The organism is Streptomyces sp. CS113 (assembly GCF_002188365.1).
In the GTDB taxonomy this organism is placed as follows: Bacteria; Actinomycetota; Actinomycetes; order Streptomycetales; family Streptomycetaceae; genus Streptomyces; species Streptomyces tendae.
Window position 1 is genome coordinate 4319993 of sequence record NZ_KZ195574.1, and the last position, 23457, is coordinate 4343449.

A 23457-nucleotide genomic window follows, 5' to 3' on the forward strand; every position below is an offset into this window, starting at 1 on the left:
ATCGCGATACGGGGGTCTCAGCCCTCGCCGCCCTCGGAACCGCCCGGGGCACCGGTCGCGCCGCCGGTCGGCTCACCACCACCGGTCGGCTCACCACCACCGGTCGGCTCACCACCGCCGGTCGGCTCACCGCCGCCGGTCGGGTCACCCGTCGGATCGCCGGTCGGGTCGCCCGTCGGATCGCCGGTCGGGTCACCGGTCGGATCGTCCGTCGCGGTCTCCGACGGCGTGTACGACGGTGTGTACGGCTGGTCCCAGTCCCCGTCGCCGGTGCCGCCCCCGCCCGAGCCCTGCTCGGTGCCCGGGTCGGTGGTCTCCTGCGTCTCCTCGTCGCTGGGCGAGGAACTCGGCGACTCCTCGCCGGTGCTCTGGGAGGTGGTCGCCGACGGGCTCTTGTCCGTCTCGGTGCCGCCCTTGCCGCCGTCGCCGTTGTTCAGGGCCAGCGCGACACCGGCCGCGATGGCGATCACCGCGAAGACGGCCAGTATCCACAGCTTGCCGCGGCCGCTGCCCTTGTTGCCGTGGCCCTCGAAGCCGCCGTCGTCGCCCCCGCCGTAGCCGTTCGGCAGGATCGGCTGGGGGATCTGCTGGGTGCCGGACGCCCCGTGGTCGGCGGGGTGCGGCATCACCGTCGTACCCGCGAGACCGGCCGACGGCGTGTGCCGGCCGTCGTGCGCGGCGACCGGGCCGGTGTTCCAGGTGCCGGTGTGGCCGCCCTGCTCGTACAGCATCTGCAACCCGTACTGGACCAGGCCGCGCATCTCCTCGGCGGTCTGGAAACGGTCGTCCGGCTCCTTGGCCAGCGAGCGCATCACCAGGCCGTCCAGCTCCGGCGGGGTGGCGTCGGAGACCTCGGACGGGGGCGTCGGGATGTCCTGCACGTGCTGGTAGACCACCGACAGCGGGGTCTCGCCGGTGAACGGCGGGCGCAGCGCGAGGAGTTCGTAGAGCAGGCAGCCCGTCGCGTACAGGTCGGAGCGGTGGTCGACGGCCTTGCCGAGGGCCTGCTCGGGGGAGAGGTACTGCGGGGTGCCCATGACCATGCCGGTCTGCGTCATCGTCGACTGGGCTCCGTGCAGGGCGCGCGCGATGCCGAAGTCCATCACCTTGACCGCGCCGGTGTTGGTGATGATGACGTTGGCCGGCTTGATGTCGCGGTGCACGATGCCGTGCTGGTGCGAGTAGGCCAGCGCCTCCAGGACGCCGGAGACGATGATCAGCGCCTGCTCGGGGCCGGGCGCCTCGGCGTTGAGGAGGAGGTCGCGGATGGTGCGCCCCTCGACGATCTCCATCACGATGTACGGCACGGACTGGCCGCCGACGACGTCCTCGCCCGAGTCGTACACGGCCACGATGGCGTGGTGGTTGAGGCCGGCCACGGACTGCGCCTCGCGCGTGAACCGCGCCTTGGAGACCGGGTCCTCGGCGAGGTCCGCGCGCAGCAGCTTGACCGCCACGGTGCGCCCGAGGCGGACGTCCTCGGCGGCGAACACCTCGGCCATGCCGCCCCGCCCGAGCCTGCGGGTCAGCCGGTACCGGCCGTCGCCGACCAGGCCGCCGTTGCCCCAGTTCTCCGGCGCGTCAGACATACCGCCGCCAGATGCCTCGGGTTCGGACGGGCCCTGGGCGCGCTGCTGCTGTGCCATCAGTCCTCGCCGTCGTTTCTGCCCGCGGTACGCGCGGTGTTGTTACGGTCTCCGTCGGCCACGCTACAGCCTTCGCGGGGGCCTCCGGTCCGAGATGGGCGCCGGGACCGGACATGAGACGGACCGGTCATGAAACCCTGGTTCCGTACTCTCGTGCAAATTCCGTGTACCGGCGGTACGCCGGCTGTAACGCTTCCGCGACGCTTCTTTCGCGTACGGTCACGGAACGGGCACCGCGCTTGACGTGTCAGTGCCCTGGGGCAGACTTGGCCGGGAATAGCACTTTCGATCACGAGCGCGCGTGCCGCTGCCACCGGCGCCCGCCGTCTATGGGGGACGCAGAGACATGAGCCAGGACGCCGCCGGACAGGGACGGTACGCGGGGCGGGCGCTCGCCGGCGGCCGTTACCAGCTGCGCGACTTGCTCGGCGAGGGCGGCATGGCCTCCGTGCACCTGGCGTACGACTCGGTCCTCGACCGCCAGGTCGCGATCAAGACGCTGCACACCGAGCTGGGTCGCGAACAGGCCTTCCGCGAGCGCTTCCGCCGCGAGGCCCAGGCCGTGGCCAAGCTCACGCACACCAACATCGTCTCGGTCTTCGACACCGGCGAGGACGATCTGGACGGCATGACGACGCCGTACATCGTCATGGAGTACGTCGAGGGCCGGCCGCTGGGTTCGGTGCTGGACGAGGACGTGCGGCAGCAGGGCGCGATGCCCGCCGACAAGGCGCTGAAGATCACCGCGGACGTGCTGGCCGCGCTGGAGATCAGCCACGAGATGGGCCTGGTCCACCGGGACATCAAGCCGGGCAACGTGATGATGACCAAGCGCGCCGTGGTCAAGGTGATGGACTTCGGCATCGCCCGCGCCATGCAGTCCGGCGTGACCTCGATGACGCAGACCGGCATGGTCGTCGGCACCCCGCAGTACCTCTCGCCGGAGCAGGCCCTCGGCCGCGGTGTCGACGCCCGCTCCGACCTGTACTCGGTCGGCATCATGCTGTTCCAACTGGTCACCGGGCGCCTGCCGTTCGACGCCGACTCGCCGCTCGCGATCGCGTACGCGCACGTGCAGGAGGAGCCGGTCGCCCCGTCCACCGTGAACCGCGCGCTGCCCCCGGCGGTGGACGCGCTGGTGGCCCGGGCGCTGAAGAAGAACCCCAACGAACGCTTCCCCAGCGCCGAGGCCATGCGCGACGAGTGCCTGCGGGTGGCGGCCTCCTTCCAGGCGGCCCCGCCGAGCATCGTGCCCGGCGCCCAGACGTCGAGCGGCGCGGGCGTCGGCTCCGCGGTCTTCCCGCCGGTCGACCAGAGCACCCCGGCGCCCACGGGCCCCGTCCAGACGCCGTACCAGCCGACGCCGGCCCACGGCCCGAACCCGTACGGCACCCCGGCTCCGGCGCCGCACTCGCCGGCCTACGGCTATCCGCAGCAGGCCGGCTACCAGACGCCGGCCCCGTCGCCGTACGCGCAGCAGCAGGGCGCGTCGACACCGCCGCCGTACAACCTGACGCCCCAGGCCCAGGGCTCCGGATCCCCGGGCGGCGGGAAGAGCAACAAGCCGGTGATCATCGGCTCGATCGCGGTCGCCGTCGTGGCCGTCGGCGCCCTGGTCGGCGCGCTGCTGATGAACGGCGGCGGGGACGAGGACCCGGAGGCCGGCGGCGGCGGCAGTACGGCGAGCGTGTCCGCGTCGCCGTCGAAGGCGGCGGGCTACCGCGGGCCGGACAAGACGAAGACGATCGAGAAGGACAAGTGCACCGAGCCGCAGGAGTCGTACAACGACCCCGACAAGATCCAGGTGCCGGACTTCACGTTCAAGTACATCGGCTCGGTCAAGGAGTGCTTCAACGCCGCGGGCTGGCAGATGAAGGTCGTCGAGGTCGACGAGAACACCTACGGCCAGGGCTCGATCCGCGACCAGTTCCCCACGGCCGGCACGGACGTCGACCCGGAGAACATGCCGGAGATCCAGCTCAAGGTCTCGACGGGCAACCCGCCCTCCGAGTGAGCCGGTGGCCGCGTGACGGACGGCTGACCGCGTGACGGACGGCTGACGCCGAAGGGCCCGGCAGCGAGTGCTGCCGGGCCCTTCGCGACGTCGGTGGCCGCAGTCCTGCGGGCAGCCGTCCTACAGGTAGGGGCCGCCGGAACGGCCGCCCGGGTGCGGGGGCTCCTCGCCCTCGGGCACGGTGCCCGGCGGAAGCGCGCGGCGCATCTGCTCCAGCTGGGCCCGCGCGGCCATCTGCTGGGCGAACAGCGTGGTCTGGATGCCGTGGAAGAGGCCCTCCAGCCAGCCGACCAGCTGTGCCTGCGCGATCCGCAGCTCCGCGTCGGTCGGGGTGCCGTCGTCCGTGAAGGGCAGCGAGAGCCGCTCCAGCTCCTCCACCAGCTCCGGGGCCAGACCGTCCTCCAGCTCCTTCACCGAGCTGGCGTGGATCTCCTTGAGCCGGACCCGGCTCGCCTCGTCCAGGGGCGCGACCCGCACCTCTTCCAGCAGCTGCTTGATCATGCTGCCGATCCGCATGACCTTGGCGGGCTGCTCCACCTGCTCGGTCACCGGAATCTCGCGGGAGTCGTCGTCCCCGCCGCCGCTGAGCGCCATTCCGTCCTGGCCGACGACCAGGATCTGGGGGTTCTCCGGCGACCTGTCGTTCCTCGGCATCTCCATGCGGCCATTGTCTCGCACCCGGGAGGGACGGACGGGCGGTGCCCCCGCCGAAACGGCCGGCCGCGTTCGGCGGCGCCCGAAATGCCGGGATCGCCGCCCGGTGTGAGGCTTGTTCCGTCGCTTTCCCCGACGCTTTCCACGACCGCTCATCACCGGGAGGGGGCCACGGACGTGACTCCATGGCTGCGCACACTGCGGGCGACGGGGTTGGTGGGTGCCCTGGGGGCCGGCGCGGTGGTGGCGCCGCACGGGGCGCAGCAGGCCCACGGTGCCGGGTCGCCGGTGTCGGTCGCGGTGGTGGCGGAGGTGGTGGCGCCGTCGCCGTCCGCGCCGGGGGCGGCCACCGTCCCGGACGGCTCCGCCACCCATGACGGGCGGGGCGGTCACGAGCGTCCCGGGCGCCCCGACGGCCCCGACGGCCCCGACGGCCCCGACGGCCCCGACGGCCCCGACGGCCCCGACGGCCACTACCGCACGGAGCGGCCGGAGCGGCCGGACGCCGGATCCTCCTCCCGGCCCCCCGAGGACTCCGGTCCCGCGGGTGGCGCGGGACGCCGTTCCCCCGAGCCCTCGTCCTCCGCGTCCGCCGCCTCGCCGTCGGCGTCCGGCACGGCCGACCCCGTTCCCTCCCGGGGCGGAAACCCGCCGCCTCCGGGCAGGCAGCGGCCCGGAGGTGATGAGGAGCGCGGGCCGGAGCGGGACGGCAGGGACGAGAACGCCGACCGGTACCGGGCCGACGACGGCGTCCTCCCCGAGGACCCGGCCACCGTCCCGGCGCCCGGCCGGACCGAGGCCGCCGCGGTGTCCCCGGCCGCCCCGTCCCGGTCCCCGGCGCGGAGCGGTACGTCCACCCGGGCGTCCGCTGAGCCCGTCCTGCGGGTCCTCCCGCTCGGCAGCGGGCTCGTACTCATCGGCCTCGGCCTGGCCCTGGGCCTCGCCGGACTGCGCCTGCGCCGTGGATGACGCCCCGCTCCCTCCGCACGCCGGCCGTACGCCGTCTACGGGGCGACCAGCAGCACCTTGCCGATGTGCCCGCTCTCCTCGACCACCCGGTGGCCCTCGGCTGCCTCGCTCATCGGCATCTCGCGGTCGACGACCGGGCGGACGTGCCCCCCGGCGAACAGCGGCCAGACGTGTTCCCGCGCGGCCGCCACGATGGCCGTCTTCTCCTCCAGGGGCCGGGCCCGCAGCGAGGTGGCGCTGACGGCGGCGCGCTTGGCCAGGAGCGTGCCGATGTCCAGCTCGCCCTTCCGGCCGCCCTGCATGCCGATGATCGCGAGACGGCCGTTCACCGCGAGGGCCTGGACGTTGCGGTCCAGGTACTTCGCGCCCATGTTGTCGAGGATGACGTCGGCGCCGGCGCCGCCCGTGGCCTGCTTCACCTCGGCGACGAAGTCCTGCTCCCGGTAGTTGATCAGGACGTCCGCGCCCAGCTCGGCGCAGCGCTCCAGCTTCTCCTTGGTGCCCGCGGTCACCGCGACCTTGGCTCCGACGGCCTTGGCGAGCTGGATCGCCATGGTGCCGATGCCGCTGGAGCCGCCGTGCACGAGCAGCGTCTCGCCGGGGCGCAGGTGGGCGACCATGAAGACGTTGGACCAGACGGTGCAGACCACCTCGGGCAGCGCCGCCGCCTCCTTGAGGCCGACACCCTGCGGCACCGGCAGCAGCTGGCCGGCCGGGACGACGACCTTCTCGGCGTAGCCGCCACCCGCGAGCAGCGCGCACACCTCGTCGCCCACGGCCCAGCCGGAGACGCCGGGGCCGAGCGCGGCCACGCGTCCGGAGCACTCCAGGCCGGGGTAGCGGGAAGCGCCGGGCGGGGGGTCGTAGAAGCCCTGGCGCTGCATGATGTCGGCGCGGTTGACGGCGCTGGCCGCCACCTCGACCAGGACCTCGCCCTCGCCGGGCTGCGGGTCGGGGACCTCGGCCCACACCAGCGCCTCGGGGCCTCCGGGTTCGGGAATCGTGATCGCATGCATGGGGCCGACGCTACTCCTGTGCTCCCCGTCTTCCCTCCGCCGGAAAATCCGCGTGCGTCGGCGATGAGTTTGCGCGACGGTAAAGGTCTTCCCATGCGTAGCCCAAGAACGCGTACACCATGAACGCGGAAGGACCCACAGCATGAGCACGCACACGTCCGGACTCGCCATCGAGACCGCGGGACTGGTGAAGACGTTCGGTGAGACCCGGGCCGTGGACGGGGTGGACCTCGCGGTGCCGGCCGGCACGGTCTACGGCGTTCTCGGCCCGAACGGCGCCGGCAAGACCACCACGGTGAAGATGCTCGCCACCCTGCTGCGGCCGGACGACGGCCAGGCCCGCGTCTTCGGCCACGACGTGGTGCGGGAGGCCGACGAGGTACGCGGCCGGGTGAGCCTCACCGGGCAGTACGCGTCCGTGGACGAGGACCTCACCGGCATCGAGAACCTGGTCCTGCTGGGCCGGCTCCTCGGGCACGGCAAGACGGCCGCGCGGGAGCGCGGCGACCAGCTGCTGGCGGCCTTCGGGCTGACGGACGCCGCGGCCAAGCAGGTCAAGCACTACTCGGGCGGCATGCGGCGGCGCATCGACATCGCCGCCTCCATCCTCAACACTCCCGACCTGCTCTTCCTCGACGAGCCCACCACCGGGCTCGACCCGCGCAGCCGCAACCAGGTGTGGGACATCGTGCGCGCGGTCGTCGCCCAGGGCACGACCGTGCTGCTGACCACGCAGTACCTGGACGAGGCCGACCAGCTGGCGTCCCGGATCGCCGTCATCGACAAGGGGCGGGTGATCGCCGAGGGCACCAAGGGCGAGCTGAAGTCCTCCGTCGGCGCCGGCTCCGTCCATCTGCGGCTGCGGGACGCGGAGGAGCGGCCCGAGGCCGAGCGCGTCCTGCGGAACCTGCTGGTGGCCGAGGTGCAGCTGGAGCCCGACCCGGTGGCGCTGACCGCGCGCCTCGGGGTGGCGGCCAGTGACACCGCCGCCGACCAGGCGGCCAAGGCGCTCGGTGAGCTGGCCCGGGCCGGCATCACCGTCGACAGCTTCTCCCTGGGCCAGCCCAGCCTCGACGAGGTCTTCCTGGCGCTGACCGGGCACGACACCGGCCAGAGCACCGACGGCGACTCCGGCACCGACACGAAGGGCGAGGTGGCGGCATGAGCACGGCCACGAACACCGGGGACACGGATCTCTCCCCGGTCAGCACCGAGTCGCTGGCGGCCCTGCTGGTGACCAGGGAGCGGCCGCCGCGGCCCAGCGCCTGGTCCACGTCCCTGACCTTCGGCTGGCGGGCGATGCTCAAGATCAAGCACGTGCCGGAGCAGCTCTTCGACGTCACCGCCTTCCCGATCATGAACCTGCTGATGTTCACGTACCTCTTCGGCGGTGCGCTGGCGGGTTCGCCCCGTGACTACATCCAGTTCGTGCTGCCGGGCATCCTCGTGATGTCGGTCGTGATGATCACGATGTACACCGGGGTCTCGGTGAACATCGACATCGAGAAGGGCGTCTTCGACCGCATTCGCTCGCTGCCCATTTGGCGGCCCTCGGCGATGGTCGGCTATCTCCTCGGCGACGCGCTGCGCTACACCATCGCGTCCATCGTCATGCTCGCCGTCGGCCTGCTCCTCGGCTACCGGCCGGACGGCGGGTTCGTCGGCGTGGTCGCCGGAATCGTGCTGCTGCTGCTCTTCTCGTTCGCCTTCTCGTGGATCTGGACGATGTTCGGGCTGATGCTGCGCACCGAGAAGTCGGTGATGAGCGTCAGCATGATGGTGATCTTCCCGCTCACCTTCCTGTCCAACGTCTTCGTCGACCCGAAGACCATGCCGGGCTGGCTCCAGGCCTTCGTCAACAACAGCCCGATCACCCACCTGGCGTCCGCGGTGCGCGGACTGATGGCGGGCGGCTGGCCCGGTGTCGAGATCGCCTGGACGCTGGGCTGGGCGGGCCTGTTCCTGCTGGTCTTCGGCCCGGTCACGATGCGGCTCTACAACCGCAAGTAGCAGGGGGAGAAGGGCGGCTCAGTCGCGGGGGAACGGGCGGGCGTCGGGCGTCACATGGGTGGCCGGCGTCGCCCGAACGATCGTGATCAGGCGGTCCGTCAGCTCCAGCCCGCCGACGGCCGGATCGTCGTAGCCCAGCACCCGGTGACCGCGGATCACGCTCACCACCAGGTCCTCGACCTCCCGCGGGTTCTTGCCCGCCTCGGCCTTTATGACGGGCCGTTCGATGAGGTCGAGCCCGCTGCCCTGGCTGATCAGGTCCTCCATGACCATGCCGGCGGCGGGGCTGAGCACCGAGAGCCCGAGCAACCGGCCGGCGGCGCTGGCGCTGGTGATCACGGCGTCGGCGCCGGACTGCTTCAGCAGCGGCGCGTTCTCCTCCTCGCGGACCGCGACCACGATCTTCGCGCCGCGGTTGAGCTGCCGGGCGGTCAGCGTGACCAGCACGGCCGTGTCGTCGCGCTGCGTGGCGATGATGATCTGCTTCGCCCGGTACGCCTCGGCCCGGTTGAGCACGTCGCTGCGGGTCGCGTCGCCGACCACACCCGCGTAGCCGTGGGCCGTCGCGGCCTCGATGGCCTTTCCGCTGGGGTCGACCACGACCACCTGGTCCTTGCGCAGTCCGGTCGCGCAGACGGTCTGGATCGCCGACCGCCCCTTGGTTCCGAAGCCGACGACGACGGTGTGATCGCGCAAGGCGGACCTCCAGCGGTTCAGGCGCCACTCCTCCCGAGTGCGCTCGGTGAGGGCTTCCAGCGTGGTGCCGACCAGGATGATCAGGAAGAGCACGCGCAACGGCGTGATGACGAAGATGTTGGTCAGCCGGGCGGCGTCGCTGACGGGCGTGATGTCACCGTAGCCGGTGGTGGAGAGGGTGACGGTGGCGTAGTAGAAGGAGTCGAGCAGGTCGACGGAACCGTCGGAGTTGTCGGTGTAGCCGTCGTGGTGCGTGTAGACGATGACGGCCGTCACCACGAGGACCAGCAGGGCGATGGACAGCCGCTTGGCGACCTGCCGGAACGGGTGCTCCACCAGTTTCCTGGGGAGTTTCACCTTGTGGGTCACGAAGTGCTCGTCCGCCTGACGCGCGATGGCGTCCTGGCCCGGAAGTTTCACGTGAAACACACTCCGATTCCGCCGGTCGCCCAGGGCAGGTCGAGCAGTTCGGCCTCCTGTCCCGACCGCGCACCGCCCGGGGGTACGACGGCCAGGGCGTCGGCGGCCGCGATGCCGCGCAGCATCGCGGGGCCGTTGTAGTGCAGCGGCACGGCACCCTCGTCGCGCAGCACGACGGGCACGAGCCGGGTGTCGTACGGGTGCCCGTGCACCGCGTCCCGCAGCGGCAGCCTGTACGGCTCGGGCGCCGGACGGGCGGCGAGGGTGCGCAGCAGCGGCTCGGCGAGGGTGAGCAGACCGGAGACGGCCGCGAGGGGGTTGCCGGGCAGTCCGACGAGGTGCTGGTCGTCCTTGAGGCGGGCCAGCAGCATGGGGTGTCCGGGGCGGGCCTTGACGCCGTCCACGAGGAGTTCGGCGCCGATCCGGCGCAGGGTCGGGTGGACGTGGTCGACGGGGCCCGCGGCGGTGCCGCCGGTCGTGACGATCAGGTCGGCGTCGGAGGACGTGACGGCGCGGTGCAGCGCCTTGGCGTCGTCGCCGATCCGGCGCACGGCGCGGACCTCGGCGCCCAGTGCGCGCAGCCAGGGCGGCAGCATCGGGCCGAGCGCGTCCCGGATGAGGCCGTCGTGCGGGAGGCCCTCGGTGAGCAGTTCGTCGCCGAGGACCAGGACGTCGACGCGGGGGCGCGGGACCACGGTGAGCGTGTCGTATCCGGCGGCGGCCGCGAGGCCCAGGACCGCCGGGGTCGCGAGGGTGCCGACGGGCAGCAACTGGTCGCCGCTGCGGCACTCCTGACCGCGCGGGCGGATGTCCTGGCCGTGGCCGACCTCGCGGGTGGGGTGCAGACGGCCGCGTTCGTCGGTGCGGCCGTGCTCGGTGCGCAGTACGGCGGTGGTGTCCGCGGGGATCCGCGCGCCGGTGGCAATGCGGACGGCCTCGCCGTCGGTGAGGGGCGCGGGTTCCGCGTGTCCGGCCAGGACGCCCTCGTCGCGCACCTCCCAGGGGCCCGGTCCGGCGAGGGCCCAGCCGTCCATCGCGGAGGTGTCGAAGGAGGGCAGGTCGGTGAGGGCGGCCAAGGGTGCGGCGAGGGTGAGGCCGAGGGCGGCGTCGAGGGGCACGGCGACCGGGGTGCGGCGGGCGGCACGGGCCGCGGCGCGGGCGGCGCGCTCGGCGGTGGTCCGGGCCTCGGGCCAGGGGGTCGCGCGGTGGTGGGAGTCCGCCGGGTGGTGCGGGGCGGGCGTGCCGTGTCCACCGCGGCCGGAGTGGGCTGTGCCGCGGTGGGCGGGGCCGGGGTTCTCCTTCACGAGGGCGAGCGCCTCCTCGACGTCGAGGTCCTCGGCCTCCGCGTCGGCCCGCGTGCCGGGGGAGGTCATCACGCGTCCGGGCGGGTGTCGGGGGTGGCGTCGGGAGCCGCGTCGGGCTTGCCCTTCCCGGGGGCGGCACCGGCGTCGGCGGCCTCCTCCGCCCAGCGCAGGGCGAGAGCCGCGGCCTTGCGGGCGGCCTCGGCGACGGCCTCGGGGCCGCCCTGGGCCCGCCCGGCCGCGTAACCGACGAGGAAGGTGGTCAGCGGGGCGGCCGGCCGGGCCACTCCGTGGGCGGCGTCGCGCGCGAGATCGAGCAGCACCTTGGTGTCGACGTCCAGGTCGATGCCCAACTCGTCCTTCGCTGCGGAAATCCATTCATCCAACACGTGACCATGCTCCCTGATGCGTGCCCTTGCGGTGGCGAGGTCGTCCCAGGTGTCGCAGTCGAAGGAGGCGACGGCGTCCGGGACGCGGGTGAGGCGCAGAGCGCCGGTCAGGCGGCGCAGCGGCAGCCCGGTGAGGTCCGGCCGGCCGTCCCGTGCCGCCCGGTCGCGGGCGAGCGCGGCGAGTTCGCGGCGCACTGCGGGTGCGCGGTAGGCGGCGACGAGGGGCTGGTCGCGGCCGTCGGCGTCGGTGAGCAGCGTCCCGTCGGCATCGCCCGCGGCCAGGGTCGCCAGCAGCCGCTCGACGGTCGCCGCGGCGAGGAACGGCAGGTCGGCGGAGACCACCACCACGTGCTCCGCGGCGGTGTGCCGCAGCCCGGCGGCGAGGGCGGCCAGCGGTCCACCGCCGGGCGGGTCCTCGCGCGCCCAGGTCACCGGGCGGGCGGTGGGCCGGGGCTCGGCGACCACGACGGTGGTCCCGGCTCCGGCGCAGGCGGCGAGCACCCGGTCGAGGAGCGCGCGTCCGCCCACCCGCAGACCGGGCTTGTCCACGCCCCCGAGCCGCCGGGCGGCCCCGCCGGCGAGCACGACGGCGTCGTACCCGGCGCGGCCGGGTCCTGCCGGCCCGGGGTCCGGCGCGGGGTCGGGGCCGGCGCCTGGGTCGCCGGGGGGCTCGTACGCGGTCACCCCCCGAGTATGGGGCCCTGGGCGATCACAGGGAACGCAGGGGAGCCCGCGCGATCGGCGGGTGTGCGGACACACCGTCACCTCGTGGGCGTCGTCGCCCCGGTCACAGGCGTCGTCGCCCCGGTCACAGGTGTCGTCGTCCCGGTCACAGGGTGCGCAGCAGCACCGCCGGCTGTTCCACGCAGTCCGCCACGTACCGCAGGAAGCCGCCCGCCGTGCCGCCGTCGCACACCCGGTGGTCGAAGGTGAGCGAGAGCTGCACGACCTGACGCACCGCCAGCTCGCCCTCGTGCACCCAGGGCTTGGGGACGATGCGGCCGACGCCGAGCATGGCCGCCTCGGGGTGGTTGATGATCGGTGTGGAGCCGTCGACGCCGAACACGCCGTAGTTGTTCAGCGTGAAGGTGCCGCCGGTCAGGTCGCCCGGCGTCAGCCGCCCCGCGCGGGCCGCCTCGGTCAGCCGGGCGAACTCCGCGGTGAGCGACTCGGCGTCCCGCGCGTGCGCGTCCCGGACGACCGGCACGACCAGCCCCCGGTCCGTCTGCGCGGCGAAGCCGAGGTGGACCTGTTCGAGCCGGACGATCTCCCGGGCCTCCGTGTCGACCGTCGAGTTCAGCTCCGGGAAGCGGGCCAGGGCGGCCGTGCAGATCCGGGCCAGCAGGGCGACCAGGGAGATCCTGGGCCCGCCGGACGCGTTCATCGCGGTGCGCGCCCGCATCAGCTCGGTCGCGTCGGCGTCCACCCAGCAGGTCGCGTCCGGGATCTCGCGCCGGCTGCGGGAGAGCTTGTCGGCAACGGCGCCGCGCACGCCCTTGAGGGGCACGCGGGTGCCGCCGGGGCGCGAACCGGAGGAGGCGGAGGAATGGAAGGGAGCGGAGGGGGCGGAGGAAGTGGCGGAGGCGGCCGCGAAGGCACCGGAGGACACGGACGCGGCGTCCGGCACCCGGCTCGCCCCGGCCTCCTGGTCCGCCGCACGACCGCTCCGCGCGGCCGCGGCACGCAGCGCGTACTCCACGTCCGCCCGCAGGATCAGCCCCTCCGGTCCCGAACCGGTCAGCTCGCGCAGGTCCAGGTCGTTCTGCCGGGCCAGCCTGCGCACCAGCGGAGAGATCACCGGAACCGGGCCGTCCGCGGGCTCGGCGACACGGACCGGGCCGTCCACCGGACCGGCGCCGCGCACCGTGCCGTTCGCCCGTCCGGAGACACCGGTGGCCGCCGGACGGTCGGGCCGCACCCTGCGGCGCCGCGCGGGTGCCTCGGAGGTGCCGTAGCCGACCAGGACGTTGCCGGAACCCTCCGCCTGCTTCTCCGCGGCGGGCGCCCCGGCGGCCGGTGACTCGGCGGCACCGACGCCCGGGTCCGTGCCCCGCGCCGGGCCGTCGGCCGCCGCGTCCCCCGCGCCGTCGACCTCGCCGACCGCCACGGTCACCAGCGGCGCCCCGACCGGCAGCTCCGTGCCCTCCTCGCCGAAGCGGGCGGTGACCACACCGCCGTAGGGGCAGGGCACCTCGACCATCGCCTTGGCCGTCTCGACCTCGACGACCGGCTGGTCCACGGCGACCACGTCGCCGACCTCGACCAGCCAGCGCACGATCTCCGCCTCGGTGAGCCCCTCACCGAGGTCGGGCAGCCTGAACTCCAGGCCGCCCCCGTCAGAAGCGTGTGCCATCAGCTTTCGGCCTCCCACTGCAGGCGCCCCACGGCGTCCAGGATCCGGTCCACACCAGGCAGGTGGTGACGCTCCAGCATCGGCGGAGGATACGGGATGTCGAACCCGGCCACACGCAGCACCGGCGCCTCCAGGTGATGGAAGCAGCGCTCCGTGACCCGGGCCGCGATCTCCCCGCCCGGGCCCCCGAAGGAGCCCGACTCGTGGACGACGACCGCGCGTCCCGTCCGCCGCACCGAAGCGCACACCGTCTCGTCGTCGAACGGCACCAGGGAGCGCAGATCGACGACTTCGAGGTCCCAGCCCTCGGCCCGGGCCGCCTCGGCCGCCTCCATGCAGACGGCCAGCGACGGTCCGTACGTGATGAGTGTGGCGCTCCGGCCGGAACGCCGCACCACCGCGCGGCCCACCGGTTCAACGGACGCCGGCTCCTCCGGGTTCCACGCGTCCTTCGACCAGTACAGCCGCTTCGGTTCGAGGAAGACCACCGGGTCGTCGGAGGCGATGGACGCGCGCAGCAGTCCGTAGGCGTCGGCGACCGTCGCGGGCGTGACGACATGGAGCCCCGGAGTCGCCATGTAGTACGCCTCGGACGAGTCGCTGTGGTGCTCGACGCCGCCGATCCCGCCGCCGTAGGGGACGCGGATGGTCAGCGGCAGGGGCATCTTTCCGCGGGTGCGGTTGCGCATCTTGGTGACATGGCTGACGACCTGCTCGAACGCCGGGTAGGCGAAGGCGTCGAACTGCATCTCGACGACCGGGCGCAAGCCGTACATCGCCATGCCGACGGCGGTGCCGAGGATGCCGGCCTCGGCGAGCGGGGTGTCCGTGCAGCGGTCCTCGCCGAACTCCGCGGCGAGACCGTCGGTGATCCGGAAGACGCCGCCGAGCGTACCGACGTCCTCACCGAGGACGTGCACGCCCGGGTCGGCGGCCATGGCGTCGCGCAGCGCGCGCGTGAGGGCCTGCGCCATGGTGGCCGGCTTGGCGGCGACGGTGGTCATCGACGTCCCCCTTCCGGGGCCCCGGACTGCGGGGCCGCGCTCTCCGCCTCCGCGGCCAGCTCCGCGCGGAGCTGGTCCCGCTGCTCGCGCAGTTGCGGGGTGGGCTCGGCGTAGACGTGGTCGAACAGGTCCAGCGGGTTCAGCCGCGGGTCCTGGTTCATACGGGCGCGCAGGTCGGCGGCCATGGTCTCGGCGTCCTCGCGGGCGGCGCGGACGCCGTCCTCGTCGAGCAGGCCGCGCTCGGTCAGCTCCCGCTCCAGCAGCTCGACCGGGTCGTGCCGGCGCCAGGTCTCCACCTCGGCGTCGCCGCGGTAGCGCGTGGCGTCGTCGGCGTTGGTGTGCGCCTCGACGCGGTACGTCACCGCCTCCACCAGGGTGGGACCGCCGCCCGCACGGGCGTGCCGCACGGCGTCGGACAGCACCTCGTGCACCGCGGCGGCGTCGTTGCCGTCGACCAGGCGGCCGGGCATCCCGTAGCCGACGGCCTTGTGGGCCAGCGACGGGGCGGCGGTCTGCTTGTCGAGCGGGACGGAGATCGCGAAGCCGTTGTTCTGCACGAGGAAGACGACCGGGGCCCGCCAGACGGCGGCGAAGTTCAGCGCCTCGTGGAAGTCGCCCTCGCTGGTGCCGCCGTCGCCGGCCATGGCCAGCGCGACCACGTCGTCTCCCTTGAGGCGGGCGGCGTGGGCGAGACCCACGGCGTGCGGCAGCTGGGTGGCCAGCGGCGTGGACAGCGGGGCGACCCGGTGCTCGTAGGGGTCGTAGCCGGTGTGCCAGTCGCCGCGCAGCAGGGTGAGGGCCTCGACGGGGTCGACGCCGCGCGAGACGACCGCGAGGGTGTCGCGGTAGCTGGGGAAGAGCCAGTCGCGCTCCTCCAGGGCCAGCGCGGCGGCCACCTCGCACGCCTCCTGGCCGGTGCTGGAGGGGTAGACGGCCAGCCGGCCCTGCTTGGTGAGCGCCGTGGCCTGCGCGTTGTAGCGCCGGCCGCGCACCAGCCGGGCGTACAGCGTGCGCAGCAGCTCGGTGTCGGCGCGGTCCGCGGCCTTGGTGCCGAGGACGCGGTAGGGCTCCGTGTCGGGCAGCAGCGGCGCGGGGTCGGTTCGGGGCTGCCAGGCGGGCGGCGGTGTGGGCCGGTACGCGCCCCGCTGCTCCATGACCGTCATGACGCACCTCCTCGTGGGAGACGGCTCCGGGCTCGCCACGGGTGTGACGGGCCTCACCTACCGATTGTTCGGTCGTCGGCACATTTTGGCTACATGCGGCCCCAGGCTGTGGACAAACGGTTCTCCACAGCCTGAGATGGACGCAGTACGTCCATGAGGGGAAGGCGGGGGCGCGTGGCATCTGAACAAATGGCCGACCGGGCCGATCGCCCCGGGGAGGGCGGCGGCCCGGACGAGCCCGGCGCCCCGCCGCCCGCGCGCCCGCTGGACGCCATCGACCAGGACATCCTGCGCATGCTCCAGGCGGACGGCCGGGCCTCGATACGGTCCGTCGCGGAGCGGGTGCACGTCTCGCGCGCGAACGCCTACGCGCGCATCAACCGGCTCGTCGAGGACGGCGTCATCCGCGGTTTCGGTGCCCGCGTCGACCACGAACGCGCCGGGCACGGCACCTCGGCCTACATCACGCTGAAGATCGTCCAGAACTCCTGGCGGACGGTCCGCGCCCAGCTGCGGCAGCTGCCCGGGGCCTCGCACATCGCCCTGGTGGGCGGCGACTTCGACGTCCTGCTGCTGGTGCACACCCCGGACAACCGGGCCCTGCGCGAGCTGGTGCTCAGCCGCCTCCAGGCCATCCCGGAGGTGCTCAGCACCCGCACCCTGCTGGTCTTCGAGACGGAGGACCTGGAACCGCAGAGCTGACCGGCGGCGGCCGAACCCGGGCCGCCCCGGGGCCGACCCGAGCCGACCCGGGGCCGACCCGGGGCGCCACGGACGGATCAGGACAGCTCAGCACAGCTCAGGATGGTTCAGACGGCTCAGAACGGCTCAGGACGCCTTGCGCAGTCCTCCGAACACCAGCCGCGCCACCGCGTCGACCACCTCGCGCTCGCCGGCCCCACCGCGCTCGCCGGCCCCACCGCGGCCGTCGGAGCCCTCGGGGCCCTCGGGCCGGTACCACTCGACGATCGAGTTGATCATGCCGAAGACGAGGCGGGTCGCGAGCCGCACCTCCACGTCCTCGCGCACGTCCCCCTCGGCCGCCGCGTCCTTGAGCAGGGCGGCGACCCGGTGGTCGAACTCGCGCCGCCGCTCCAGCGCCCACCGCTCGGTGCCGGTGTTGCCGCGCACCCGCAGCAGCAGCGTCACGTAGGGCAGCTCGGCCATGAGCACCTCGACCATGCGCCGCACGACGTACTCGAGGCGCTCGGCGGCGGTTCCCGCGCGCGCGTGCTGCTCGTCGAGGATCCCGAAGAGCTCGTCCAGGGCCCGGCTCACGGCCCGGCGCAGCAACTCCTCCTTGCCCGTGACGTGGTGGTATATCGACGACTTGGAGATCCCCGCCGCCTTGGACAGGTGCTCCATGGAGGTGCCGTCGTAGCCGCGCTCGATGAAGACCTGCACGGCGACGGACAGCAGCGTCTCGGGCGTGTACGTGTCGCGCTTGGCGGTGGTCATCAGGGGGTGCCCTCCCGTGCGTCGGCGGCGTCGGCGTGGCGGCGGAGCGCGAGGGACGGCGCGCAACGCCCGGACGGTTCCCACTCGTGCGCGTTGGCCAGCAGGTCGTAGGCCCAGGTGTCACCGAGCCGACGGCTCCATTCGAAGGGGCCGAGGGGGTAGTTCACACCCAGCCGCATCGCCGTGTCGACGTCCTCCTGGGTGGCCACGCCCCTGGCCACGGCATCGAACGCCAGATCGATGATCCGGGCGACGGTCCGGGCCACGATCATCCCGGGGACGTCGCCGATCACACTGACCTTCTTGCCGAGCGCCTGGAACAGGCCGGTGGCCCCGGACAGGAGGCCCGGACGGACGGACGCGGGCGCGGACAGGGCGATCCGGGTGGCCGCGCGGTAGTCGAGGGCGAGGTCGAAGTGGACGAGGTCCTGCGACACAGGCAGCTCACCGTCGGTGAGGCACAGCGTGCCGCCGTCCGGCAGGACGAGCCGTCCCGCGCCGTACCCGTCCTCCGGGCGCACCTCGACGCCCGCCTCCCGGATCAGCGCGACCAGCTCGGCCGCCGGTCCCAGGTCCCCCTCGACGACGACGTACGCGGGCGCCTCGGCCGGTCCGGCGGTGCGCGGCGCGGGGCGGACGGCGCCGTCGCGGTAGTCGTACCAGCCCTGCCCGCTCTTGCGGCCGAGCCGGCCGGACTCGACCAGGCGGCGCTGGGCCAGGGAGGGGGTGAAGCGCACGTCCTGGAAGAACGCCTGCCACACGGAGTGCGTCACGGACTCGTTGACGTCCTGGCCGATGAGGTCGGTCAGCTCGAAGGCGCCCATCCTGAAGCCGCCCGACTCGCGCAGCACGGCGTCGATGGTGGCCGGGTCGGCGGCCCGCAGCTCGTGGACCGCGAGGGCCTCGGCGTAGAAGGGCCGGGCGACGCGGTTGACGACGAAGCCGGGGGTGTCGGCGCAGGTGACCGGGGTCTTGCCCCAGGCACGGGCCGTCTCGTACGCGCGCGTGGCCGCCGCCGGGTCGGTGGCGAACCCGGAGACCACCTCCACCAGCGGGAGCAGCGGCGCGGGGTTGAAGAAGTGCAGGCCGACAAAGCGGCCGGGGACGCGCAGCGCGCCGCCGACGGCGGTGACGGACAGGGAGGAGGTGTTGGTGGCGAGCAGGCAGTCGTCGCCGACCACGTCCTCCAGGGCGCGGAACAACTCCTGCTTGACGTCCAGCCGCTCCACGACCGCCTCGACGACGAGCGCGCAGCCGGCCAGCCCGTCGAGGGTCTCGGCGGCCGTGAGCCGGGCGCGGGCGGCGTCCCGTTCGGCGCCGGTGAGGCGGTCCTTCTCGACGAGCCGGTCGAGCCGGGCGCCGATCGCGTCGGCCGCTTCCCCGGCCCGGCCCGCGGCGGCGTCGTACAGCCGCACGGGATGGCCCGCGACCAGCGCCACCTGGGCGATGCCCTGGCCCATGGTGCCGGTGCCGACGACGGCCACGGGGCTGCTGAGGTCGAGTGCTGTCATGTGCGCGATCCTCCCGCACGGGGTTTTCCACAGATGCGGCGGTCCCCCTTGTCCCGACCGATCGTTCGGTTACTCTAGCCGTGTCCGCCTGTTTCTGCCCAGGTTTCCCCCAGGTCCACGGACTCGACAGACAGTCGACGGAGCGTCGGCGCCGCGTCGGGAGCCCGTGAGAGACGAGGAGTTGGTCCCGCATGGCCGCCGAACTCACCGCACACCAGCTGATCGCCCAGCACCGGCCGACCCTGGACCTGGCGCTGGAGACGATCCGCACGCGCGCGTACTGGTCCCCCCACCCCGAGCACCCCAAGGCCTACGGGGAGAACGGCAGCCTGGACACGGCCGCGGGCAAGGCCGCCTTCGACGCCCTGCACGGCACCCGCCTCGACCTCGGCCAGCCCGGCACCGACGGCTGGGTGGGCGGCGAGACCTCCCCGTACGGCGTCGAGCTGGGCGTGGAGTACCCGCACGCGGACCTCGACGTGCTGCTGCCCGCCATGAAGGCCGGCCAGAAGGCGTGGCGCGACGCGGGCGCGGAGCTGCGCGCGATGGTCTGCCTGGAGATCCTCAAGCGGATCGCCGACCGGACCATGGAGTTCGCCCAGGCGGTCATGCACACCTCCGGACAGGCCTTCATGATGGCCTTCCAGGCCGGCGGCCCGCACGCCCAGGACCGCGGCATGGAGGCCGTGGCCTACGCATACGTGGAGCAGTCCCGCACCCCGGAGACGGCGGAGTGGACCAAGCCTCAGGGCAAGCGCGACCCGCTGGCGCTGACCAAGCGGTTCACGCCGGTCCCGCGCGGCATCGGCCTGGTCGTCGGCTGCAACACCTTCCCGACGTGGAACGGCTACCCGGGCCTGTTCGCCTCCCTGGCCACCGGCAACGCGGTCCTGGTCAAGCCCCACCCCCGCGCGGTGCTGCCGCTCGCGCTCACCGTCCAGGTCGCCCGCGACGTCCTCACCGAGGCCGGCTTCGACCCGAACCTGGTCGCGCTGGCCGCCGAGCGCCCCGGCGAGGGCATTGCCAAGACCCTGGCCACCCGCCCGGAGATCCGGATCATCGACTACACCGGCTCCACCGCCTTCGGCGACTGGCTGGAGGCCAACGCCCGCCAGGCCCAGGTGTACACGGAGAAGGCCGGCGTCAACACGGTGATCGTGGAGTCGACCGACGACTACCGGGGCATGCTCGCCAACCTGGCGTTCTCGCTCTCCCTGTACAGCGGCCAGATGTGCACCACCCCGCAGAACCTGCTGATCCCCCGCGACGGCATCCGCACCGACCAGGGCGCCAAGACCTACGACGAGGTCACCGCCGACCTGGCCCGCGCCGTCGACGGCCTCCTCGGCGACGACGCCCGCGCGAACGCGCTGCTCGGCGCCATCGTCAACCCGGACGTCAAGGCCCGCCTGGAGGCCGCCGCCGGTCTCGGCGAGGTCGCCCTGGCCTCCCGCGAGGTGACCAACCCGGAGTTCCCGGACGCGGTGGTGCGCACCCCGGTGATCGTCAAGCTGGACGGCGCCAAACCCGAGGACGAGGCCGCCTACACCAGCGAGTGCTTCGGCCCGGTCTCCTTCGCGGTCGCCGTCGACTCCGCCGGCCACGCGGTGGAGCTGCTGCGCCGCAGCGTCCGCGAGAAGGGCGCGATGACGGTCGGCGCGTACACGACCGACCCGGAGGTCGAGGAGGCCGTGCAGGAGGTCTGCCTGGACGAGGCGGCCCAGCTCTCCCTGAACCTGACCGGCGGGGTGTACGTCAACCAGACGGCCGCCTTCTCCGACTTCCACGGCTCCGGCGGCAACCCGGCGGCCAACGCGGCCCTGTGCGACGGCGCGTTCGTGGCCAACCGCTTCCGGGTGGTGGAGGTCCGCCGCCCGGCCTGATCCGGACGACACCCCACTAGGACATCTGCGGTGCGCCCCCGCCGGCGCTCCAGTGGTACAGCGTCATGGCCACACTGGTCGCGAGGTTGTAGCTGGAGACCTGGGGGCGCATCGGCAGCGCCACCAGATGATCGGCCCGGGCACGCAGCTCGGGCGAGAGCCCGCTGCGCTCGGAGCCGAACGCGAGCAGCGCCTCGTCCGGCAGCTTCAGCCCCCGGATGTCCTCGCCCTCCGGGTCCAGCGCGAAGACCGGCCCCGGTGGCAGTCCGGCGACCTCCAGCCGCTCCACGACGGTCGCGAAGTGCAGCCCCGCCCCACCGCGCACCACCGTGGGGTGCCAGGGGTCGAGCGTGCCGGTGGTGACCACGCCGGTCGCCCCGAACCCGGCGGCCAGCCGGATCACCGCCCCCGCGTTGCCGAGGTTGCGCGGCTGGTCGAGGACCACCACGGGGGCGCTGCGCGGCGTGCGCGCCAGCGCCTCCAGGCCCGCCGCCCGGGAGGGCCGTACGGCCAGGGCGGCCACCGCGGTGGGATGCGGCCGCGCGACGAGCGACGCGTACGTCGCGTGCGGCACCTCGGTCAGCAGCCCCGCCAGCGCGTCGCGCACGTCCGGCGCCAGGTCGTCGGCGAGGGCCAGGGCGCCCGCGCGGTCGCTGGTGACGGCCACCGGCACCTCGGCGCCGAAGCGGAGCGCGTGCTTGAGGGCGTGGAAGCCGTCCAGCAGCACGCACTGTCCAACGTGCCGGCGCCAGGAGTCCGGCAGGCCGGGGGCGGGGGCGGGGGCGGAGCCAGGACTGGTGCCAGTGCCGGTGCCGGGACCAGGGCCGGATTCGGTCATGTCCGGAAGCCTACGTGCGTGGGGCCGGGGTCCTTCCCGTCCACCGCACCCGCTCCGTCCACCGCATCCGTTCGGGCCACCGCATCCGTGCGGACCGCCGCACCCTCGGCCTCCCGGGTCCGGGGCCCGGGCACCGTCGCCGTACGACCGTCCCCGTGCCCGTACGGCGCCTTGGCCAGGCCTCCCGCGGGTCCCCGCCCGGACAGCCGGCCACGCGCGCGTGCCTCCCAGCCGCCCAGCCGGCGCAGGAACGAGGTCGGCAGGAAGACCGCGTCGGCGGCGATCATCGCCAGCGAGAAGAACGGCAGCCCGAGCGTCACGGCGATCACCGCGTGCTCGGTCATCATCGCGGCCAGCAGCACGTTCTTGACCCGCCGGTTGAACAGGGTGAACGGGAAGGCGACCTGCACGGCGACCGTGCCGTACGTGATGAGCATGACCATCGTGCCGTTGGCGGCCAGCGCGTCGGAGAGCGCGGGCCACGGCGAGAAGTAGTCGAGGTGCAGCGGGTAGTAGACGGCCGTGCCGTCCTGCCAGCGCGAGCCCTGGATCTTGTACCAGCCGGCCGTGGCGTAGATCAGGCACGCCTCGGCCATGATCACGACCAGCGCGCCGTTGTGCACGATGTTGGTGACCACGTCCAGCAGGATCCGCGGCTGGCTGCCCTCCGCGCCCCGCCCCACGGCCCACCACAGACCCAGCGCGACCCACACCGCCCACAGCAGCGCCGGGACGAACCAGTCACCGTCGAAACCGCCCGCCAGCGTCACCGTGAGCAGCAGGAACCCGGAGGCGCACCACAGCACGGGACCGATCCGGTCCACGACCCGCTCGCCCCGCGCGCGGGCCGCGGCCGCCCGCCGGGCACGGCGCGCGTCCAGCGACCACACCTGGCCGCACCGGGTGAGGACCAGGTAGATGCTCATCAGGTGGATGACGTTGTCGCCGCCGTCCCCCATGAAGACGCTGCGGTTCTGCAACGAGAGCACCCCGACCATGAACAGCACGGACATGGTCCGAGTGCGCCAGCCCAGCAGGAGCAGCACGCTGCTCAGGACGGCCAGCGCGTAGACGATCTCGAACCAGGCCCGGCCGTCCGACCACATCAGCGCCGTGAAGGCGCCGTTGTCCGCGATCAGCTGCTCGGCGAGGTCGTGACCCCAGGGCCCGTCCGGCCCGTACAGCTCGCCCCGGTGCGGCAGTTCGCGCAGCAGGAAGAGCAGCCAGGTGGCGCTGAAGCCGATGCGGATCACGGCGGTCTGGTACGGGCCCAGTGCGGCGCCGGTGACGCGGGCGATGCCGCGGGAGACGCTGAGGACGGCGGCGTTCACGCGGCGCCCCCTTCCGTCGCGGCCTGCCCGGCCTGCCCGGCCTGCCCTGCCTGCCCTGCCTGCCCTGCCTGCCCGGACTTCGCGCCCCGGGTCTCCGCGGACACGGACCACCAGGGCAGTTCGCGGAAGGTCGGCCGGTCGGAGACCTTCTCACCGCTCCACGGGGGCGGTTCCACGTTCGTGGTCCGGGAACGGTACTGCACGCGCTCGACGACACCGCCGGGTCCGGCGGCGCCGTCGCGGTCCAGGCGCAGCAGCGCGATGCGCCGCAGGTACGTCTCGGAGAGGGTGCCCCGCAGACCCACCGGGCGGTCGTCGGAGTCGTGGCTGGCGACGAAGAAGTCCCAGGCCCGGCGGAGTTCGTTCTGCTGGGTGTGGCTCGGCAGCGGATTGCCGTCGATGGCCCGGCCGTCCTCGGCCGACAGGTCGTACCATCCGGTCGTCCGTATCTCGCCGTCCGCCGTGCTGACCTCCGCGCGGACCTGGACGGAGACGTTCTGCTGGAGCGGGTTGGGCGCGAAGAGCTTCCAGTTCTGCTCGAACTCCGGGAAGACCCACTCGTCCACCACGTCACCGTGCTGCTTGGTGAGGGTGTTGGACGGGGCCACGTGCAGGAACACCAGGCCTATATGGGCACAGACGGCGACCGCGACCACCGCGAGGGCGACCACGGCACCGACCTGGTAGCGCGGGGAGAGCGCGGCGACCCCGGTACGGGGGGCGGGGGCCTGCGCGGGGCCGGGCGCCGGCCGCACGGCACCAGGCACCTCCGGGAAACCGGCTGCTTCCGGAGCACCGGCT

20 protein-coding genes are annotated in these 23457 nt (G+C 73.5%); 6 read left to right on the plus strand and 14 right to left on the minus strand.

Annotated elements, in window-relative coordinates; translation table 11 throughout:
* Nucleotides 1-17: 17 nt before the first annotated feature.
* The gene (locus tag B9W62_RS19115) at nucleotides 18-1646 is read right to left on the minus strand and encodes a protein kinase domain-containing protein (protein WP_179235557.1); all 1629 of its coding nucleotides are present in this window, start codon (nucleotides 1644-1646) and stop codon (nucleotides 18-20) included.
* Nucleotides 1647-1992: 346 nt separating this feature from the next.
* On the opposite strand from B9W62_RS19115, the gene B9W62_RS19120 reads away from it, so the two are divergent.
* Nucleotides 1993-3660, plus strand: coding sequence for a Stk1 family PASTA domain-containing Ser/Thr kinase (locus B9W62_RS19120; RefSeq protein WP_087808333.1), 1668 nt, complete (start codon nucleotides 1993-1995; stop codon nucleotides 3658-3660).
* A 120-nt stretch (nucleotides 3661-3780) separates the two neighbouring features.
* On the opposite strand, the gene B9W62_RS19125 is transcribed toward B9W62_RS19120, so the two are convergent.
* The gene (locus B9W62_RS19125) at nucleotides 3781-4320 is read right to left on the minus strand and encodes a bacterial proteasome activator family protein (RefSeq protein ID WP_087808334.1); all 540 of its coding nucleotides are present in this window, start codon (nucleotides 4318-4320) and stop codon (nucleotides 3781-3783) included.
* A 171-nt stretch (nucleotides 4321-4491) separates the two neighbouring features.
* Here B9W62_RS19125 and B9W62_RS19130 point away from each other — a divergent pair, with 171 nt between their 5' ends.
* Complete coding sequence (locus B9W62_RS19130) at nucleotides 4492-5283, plus strand: hypothetical protein (RefSeq protein ID WP_143665467.1); 792 nt, start codon at nucleotides 4492-4494, stop codon at nucleotides 5281-5283.
* Between the two features lie 35 nt (nucleotides 5284-5318).
* Here B9W62_RS19130 and B9W62_RS19135 read toward each other — a convergent pair whose 3' ends face one another.
* A complete protein-coding gene (locus B9W62_RS19135; protein WP_087808336.1) occupies nucleotides 5319-6299 on the minus strand; it encodes an NAD(P)H-quinone oxidoreductase in 981 nt (326 codons plus the stop codon).
* A 142-nt stretch (nucleotides 6300-6441) separates the two neighbouring features.
* Between B9W62_RS19135 and B9W62_RS19140 the strand changes: the two genes are divergently transcribed.
* A complete protein-coding gene (locus tag B9W62_RS19140) occupies nucleotides 6442-7464 on the plus strand; it encodes an ATP-binding cassette domain-containing protein (RefSeq protein ID WP_087808337.1) in 1023 nt (340 codons plus the stop codon).
* Nucleotides 7461-8309 (plus strand): ABC transporter permease, encoded by an 849-nt coding sequence (locus B9W62_RS19145; protein WP_087808338.1) that lies wholly within the window; start codon nucleotides 7461-7463, stop codon nucleotides 8307-8309. The genes B9W62_RS19140 and B9W62_RS19145 overlap by 4 nt, the downstream gene beginning before the upstream one ends.
* A gap of 18 nt (nucleotides 8310-8327) precedes the next feature.
* Here the strand turns inward: B9W62_RS19145 and B9W62_RS19150 are convergent, their stop codons facing one another.
* The 6 genes from B9W62_RS19150 to pdhA all read right to left on the minus strand — a co-directional run bounded on the left by B9W62_RS19150 (nucleotide 8328) and on the right by pdhA (nucleotide 15635).
* The gene (locus B9W62_RS19150) at nucleotides 8328-9425 is read right to left on the minus strand and encodes a potassium channel family protein (RefSeq protein ID WP_087808339.1); all 1098 of its coding nucleotides are present in this window, start codon (nucleotides 9423-9425) and stop codon (nucleotides 8328-8330) included.
* Nucleotides 9422-10798, minus strand: a complete 1377-nt coding sequence (locus tag B9W62_RS19155) for a molybdopterin molybdotransferase MoeA (protein WP_087808340.1) — start codon at nucleotides 10796-10798, stop codon at nucleotides 9422-9424. The genes B9W62_RS19150 and B9W62_RS19155 overlap by 4 nt, the downstream gene beginning before the upstream one ends.
* The gene (locus B9W62_RS19160) at nucleotides 10798-11799 is read right to left on the minus strand and encodes an NTP transferase domain-containing protein (RefSeq protein ID WP_179235558.1); all 1002 of its coding nucleotides are present in this window, start codon (nucleotides 11797-11799) and stop codon (nucleotides 10798-10800) included. Before B9W62_RS19160 ends, B9W62_RS19155 begins: the two co-directional genes overlap by 1 nt.
* A gap of 145 nt (nucleotides 11800-11944) precedes the next feature.
* The gene (locus B9W62_RS19165; protein ID WP_087808341.1) at nucleotides 11945-13468 is read right to left on the minus strand and encodes a dihydrolipoamide acetyltransferase family protein; all 1524 of its coding nucleotides are present in this window, start codon (nucleotides 13466-13468) and stop codon (nucleotides 11945-11947) included.
* Nucleotides 13468-14472: an alpha-ketoacid dehydrogenase subunit beta gene (locus tag B9W62_RS19170; RefSeq protein WP_076975161.1), complete on the minus strand. Its 1005-nt coding sequence runs from the start codon at nucleotides 14470-14472 to the stop codon at nucleotides 13468-13470. Before B9W62_RS19170 ends, B9W62_RS19165 begins: the two co-directional genes overlap by 1 nt.
* Nucleotides 14469-15635 carry a pyruvate dehydrogenase (acetyl-transferring) E1 component subunit alpha gene (gene pdhA / locus B9W62_RS19175; protein WP_087808342.1) on the minus strand — a complete coding sequence of 389 codons (1167 nt, stop codon included), beginning with the start codon at nucleotides 15633-15635 and terminating at the stop codon, nucleotides 14469-14471. Before pdhA ends, B9W62_RS19170 begins: the two co-directional genes overlap by 4 nt.
* 189 nt (nucleotides 15636-15824) lie before the next feature.
* On the opposite strand from pdhA, the gene B9W62_RS19180 reads away from it, so the two are divergent.
* A complete protein-coding gene (locus tag B9W62_RS19180; protein ID WP_087808343.1) occupies nucleotides 15825-16337 on the plus strand; it encodes an Lrp/AsnC family transcriptional regulator in 513 nt (170 codons plus the stop codon).
* Nucleotides 16338-16463: 126 nt separating this feature from the next.
* Here B9W62_RS19180 and B9W62_RS19185 read toward each other — a convergent pair whose 3' ends face one another.
* Nucleotides 16464-17093 (minus strand): TetR/AcrR family transcriptional regulator, encoded by a 630-nt coding sequence (locus B9W62_RS19185; protein WP_087808344.1) that lies wholly within the window; start codon nucleotides 17091-17093, stop codon nucleotides 16464-16466.
* Nucleotides 17093-18604 carry a 3-hydroxyacyl-CoA dehydrogenase gene (locus B9W62_RS19190; protein WP_087808345.1) on the minus strand — a complete coding sequence of 504 codons (1512 nt, stop codon included), beginning with the start codon at nucleotides 18602-18604 and terminating at the stop codon, nucleotides 17093-17095. Before B9W62_RS19190 ends, B9W62_RS19185 begins: the two co-directional genes overlap by 1 nt.
* A gap of 191 nt (nucleotides 18605-18795) precedes the next feature.
* Here B9W62_RS19190 and paaN point away from each other — a divergent pair, with 191 nt between their 5' ends.
* Complete coding sequence (gene paaN, locus B9W62_RS19195; RefSeq protein ID WP_087808346.1) at nucleotides 18796-20487, plus strand: phenylacetic acid degradation protein PaaN; 1692 nt, start codon at nucleotides 18796-18798, stop codon at nucleotides 20485-20487.
* 16 nt (nucleotides 20488-20503) lie between these two features.
* Here the strand turns inward: paaN and B9W62_RS19200 are convergent, their stop codons facing one another.
* The 3 genes from B9W62_RS19200 to B9W62_RS19210 form a co-directional block, all read right to left on the minus strand.
* Entirely contained in the window at nucleotides 20504-21325 is an 822-nt protein-coding gene (locus B9W62_RS19200) for a TrmH family RNA methyltransferase (protein WP_373433692.1), read from the minus strand.
* On the minus strand, nucleotides 21322-22656 hold the full coding sequence (locus tag B9W62_RS19205) for an HTTM domain-containing protein (RefSeq protein ID WP_087808347.1): 1335 nt from the start codon (nucleotides 22654-22656) through the stop codon (nucleotides 21322-21324). Before B9W62_RS19205 ends, B9W62_RS19200 begins: the two co-directional genes overlap by 4 nt.
* Nucleotides 22653-23457 (minus strand): DUF5819 family protein (locus tag B9W62_RS19210; RefSeq protein WP_256976505.1); only part of this gene is annotated, 805 nt, incomplete at its 5' end. The genes B9W62_RS19205 and B9W62_RS19210, both read right to left, overlap by 4 nt.

Excerpts from the sequence above, each read along its gene's own strand:
- B9W62_RS19115 (WP_179235557.1), bottom strand. The coding sequence starts at position 1,646 with ATGGCACAGCAGCAGCGCGCCCAGGGCCCGTCCGAACCCGAGGCATCT.
- B9W62_RS19120 (WP_087808333.1), top strand. The coding sequence starts at position 1,993 with ATGAGCCAGGACGCCGCCGGACAGGGACGGTACGCGGGGCGGGCGCTC.
- B9W62_RS19125 (WP_087808334.1), bottom strand. The coding sequence starts at position 4,320 with ATGGAGATGCCGAGGAACGACAGGTCGCCGGAGAACCCCCAGATCCTG.
- B9W62_RS19135 (WP_087808336.1), bottom strand. The coding sequence starts at position 6,299 with ATGCATGCGATCACGATTCCCGAACCCGGAGGCCCCGAGGCGCTGGTG.
- B9W62_RS19140 (WP_087808337.1), top strand. The coding sequence starts at position 6,442 with ATGAGCACGCACACGTCCGGACTCGCCATCGAGACCGCGGGACTGGTG.
- B9W62_RS19145 (WP_087808338.1), top strand. The coding sequence starts at position 7,461 with ATGAGCACGGCCACGAACACCGGGGACACGGATCTCTCCCCGGTCAGC.
- B9W62_RS19155 (WP_087808340.1), bottom strand. The coding sequence starts at position 10,798 with ATGACCTCCCCCGGCACGCGGGCCGACGCGGAGGCCGAGGACCTCGAC.
- B9W62_RS19165 (WP_087808341.1), bottom strand. The coding sequence starts at position 13,468 with ATGGCACACGCTTCTGACGGGGGCGGCCTGGAGTTCAGGCTGCCCGAC.
- B9W62_RS19170 (WP_076975161.1), bottom strand. The coding sequence starts at position 14,472 with ATGACCACCGTCGCCGCCAAGCCGGCCACCATGGCGCAGGCCCTCACG.
- pdhA (WP_087808342.1), bottom strand. The coding sequence starts at position 15,635 with ATGACGGTCATGGAGCAGCGGGGCGCGTACCGGCCCACACCGCCGCCC.
- B9W62_RS19180 (WP_087808343.1), top strand. The coding sequence starts at position 15,825 with ATGGCCGACCGGGCCGATCGCCCCGGGGAGGGCGGCGGCCCGGACGAG.
- B9W62_RS19185 (WP_087808344.1), bottom strand. The coding sequence starts at position 17,093 with ATGACCACCGCCAAGCGCGACACGTACACGCCCGAGACGCTGCTGTCC.
- B9W62_RS19190 (WP_087808345.1), bottom strand. The coding sequence starts at position 18,604 with ATGACAGCACTCGACCTCAGCAGCCCCGTGGCCGTCGTCGGCACCGGC.
- paaN (WP_087808346.1), top strand. The coding sequence starts at position 18,796 with ATGGCCGCCGAACTCACCGCACACCAGCTGATCGCCCAGCACCGGCCG.
- B9W62_RS19200 (WP_373433692.1), bottom strand. The coding sequence starts at position 21,325 with ATGACCGAATCCGGCCCTGGTCCCGGCACCGGCACTGGCACCAGTCCT.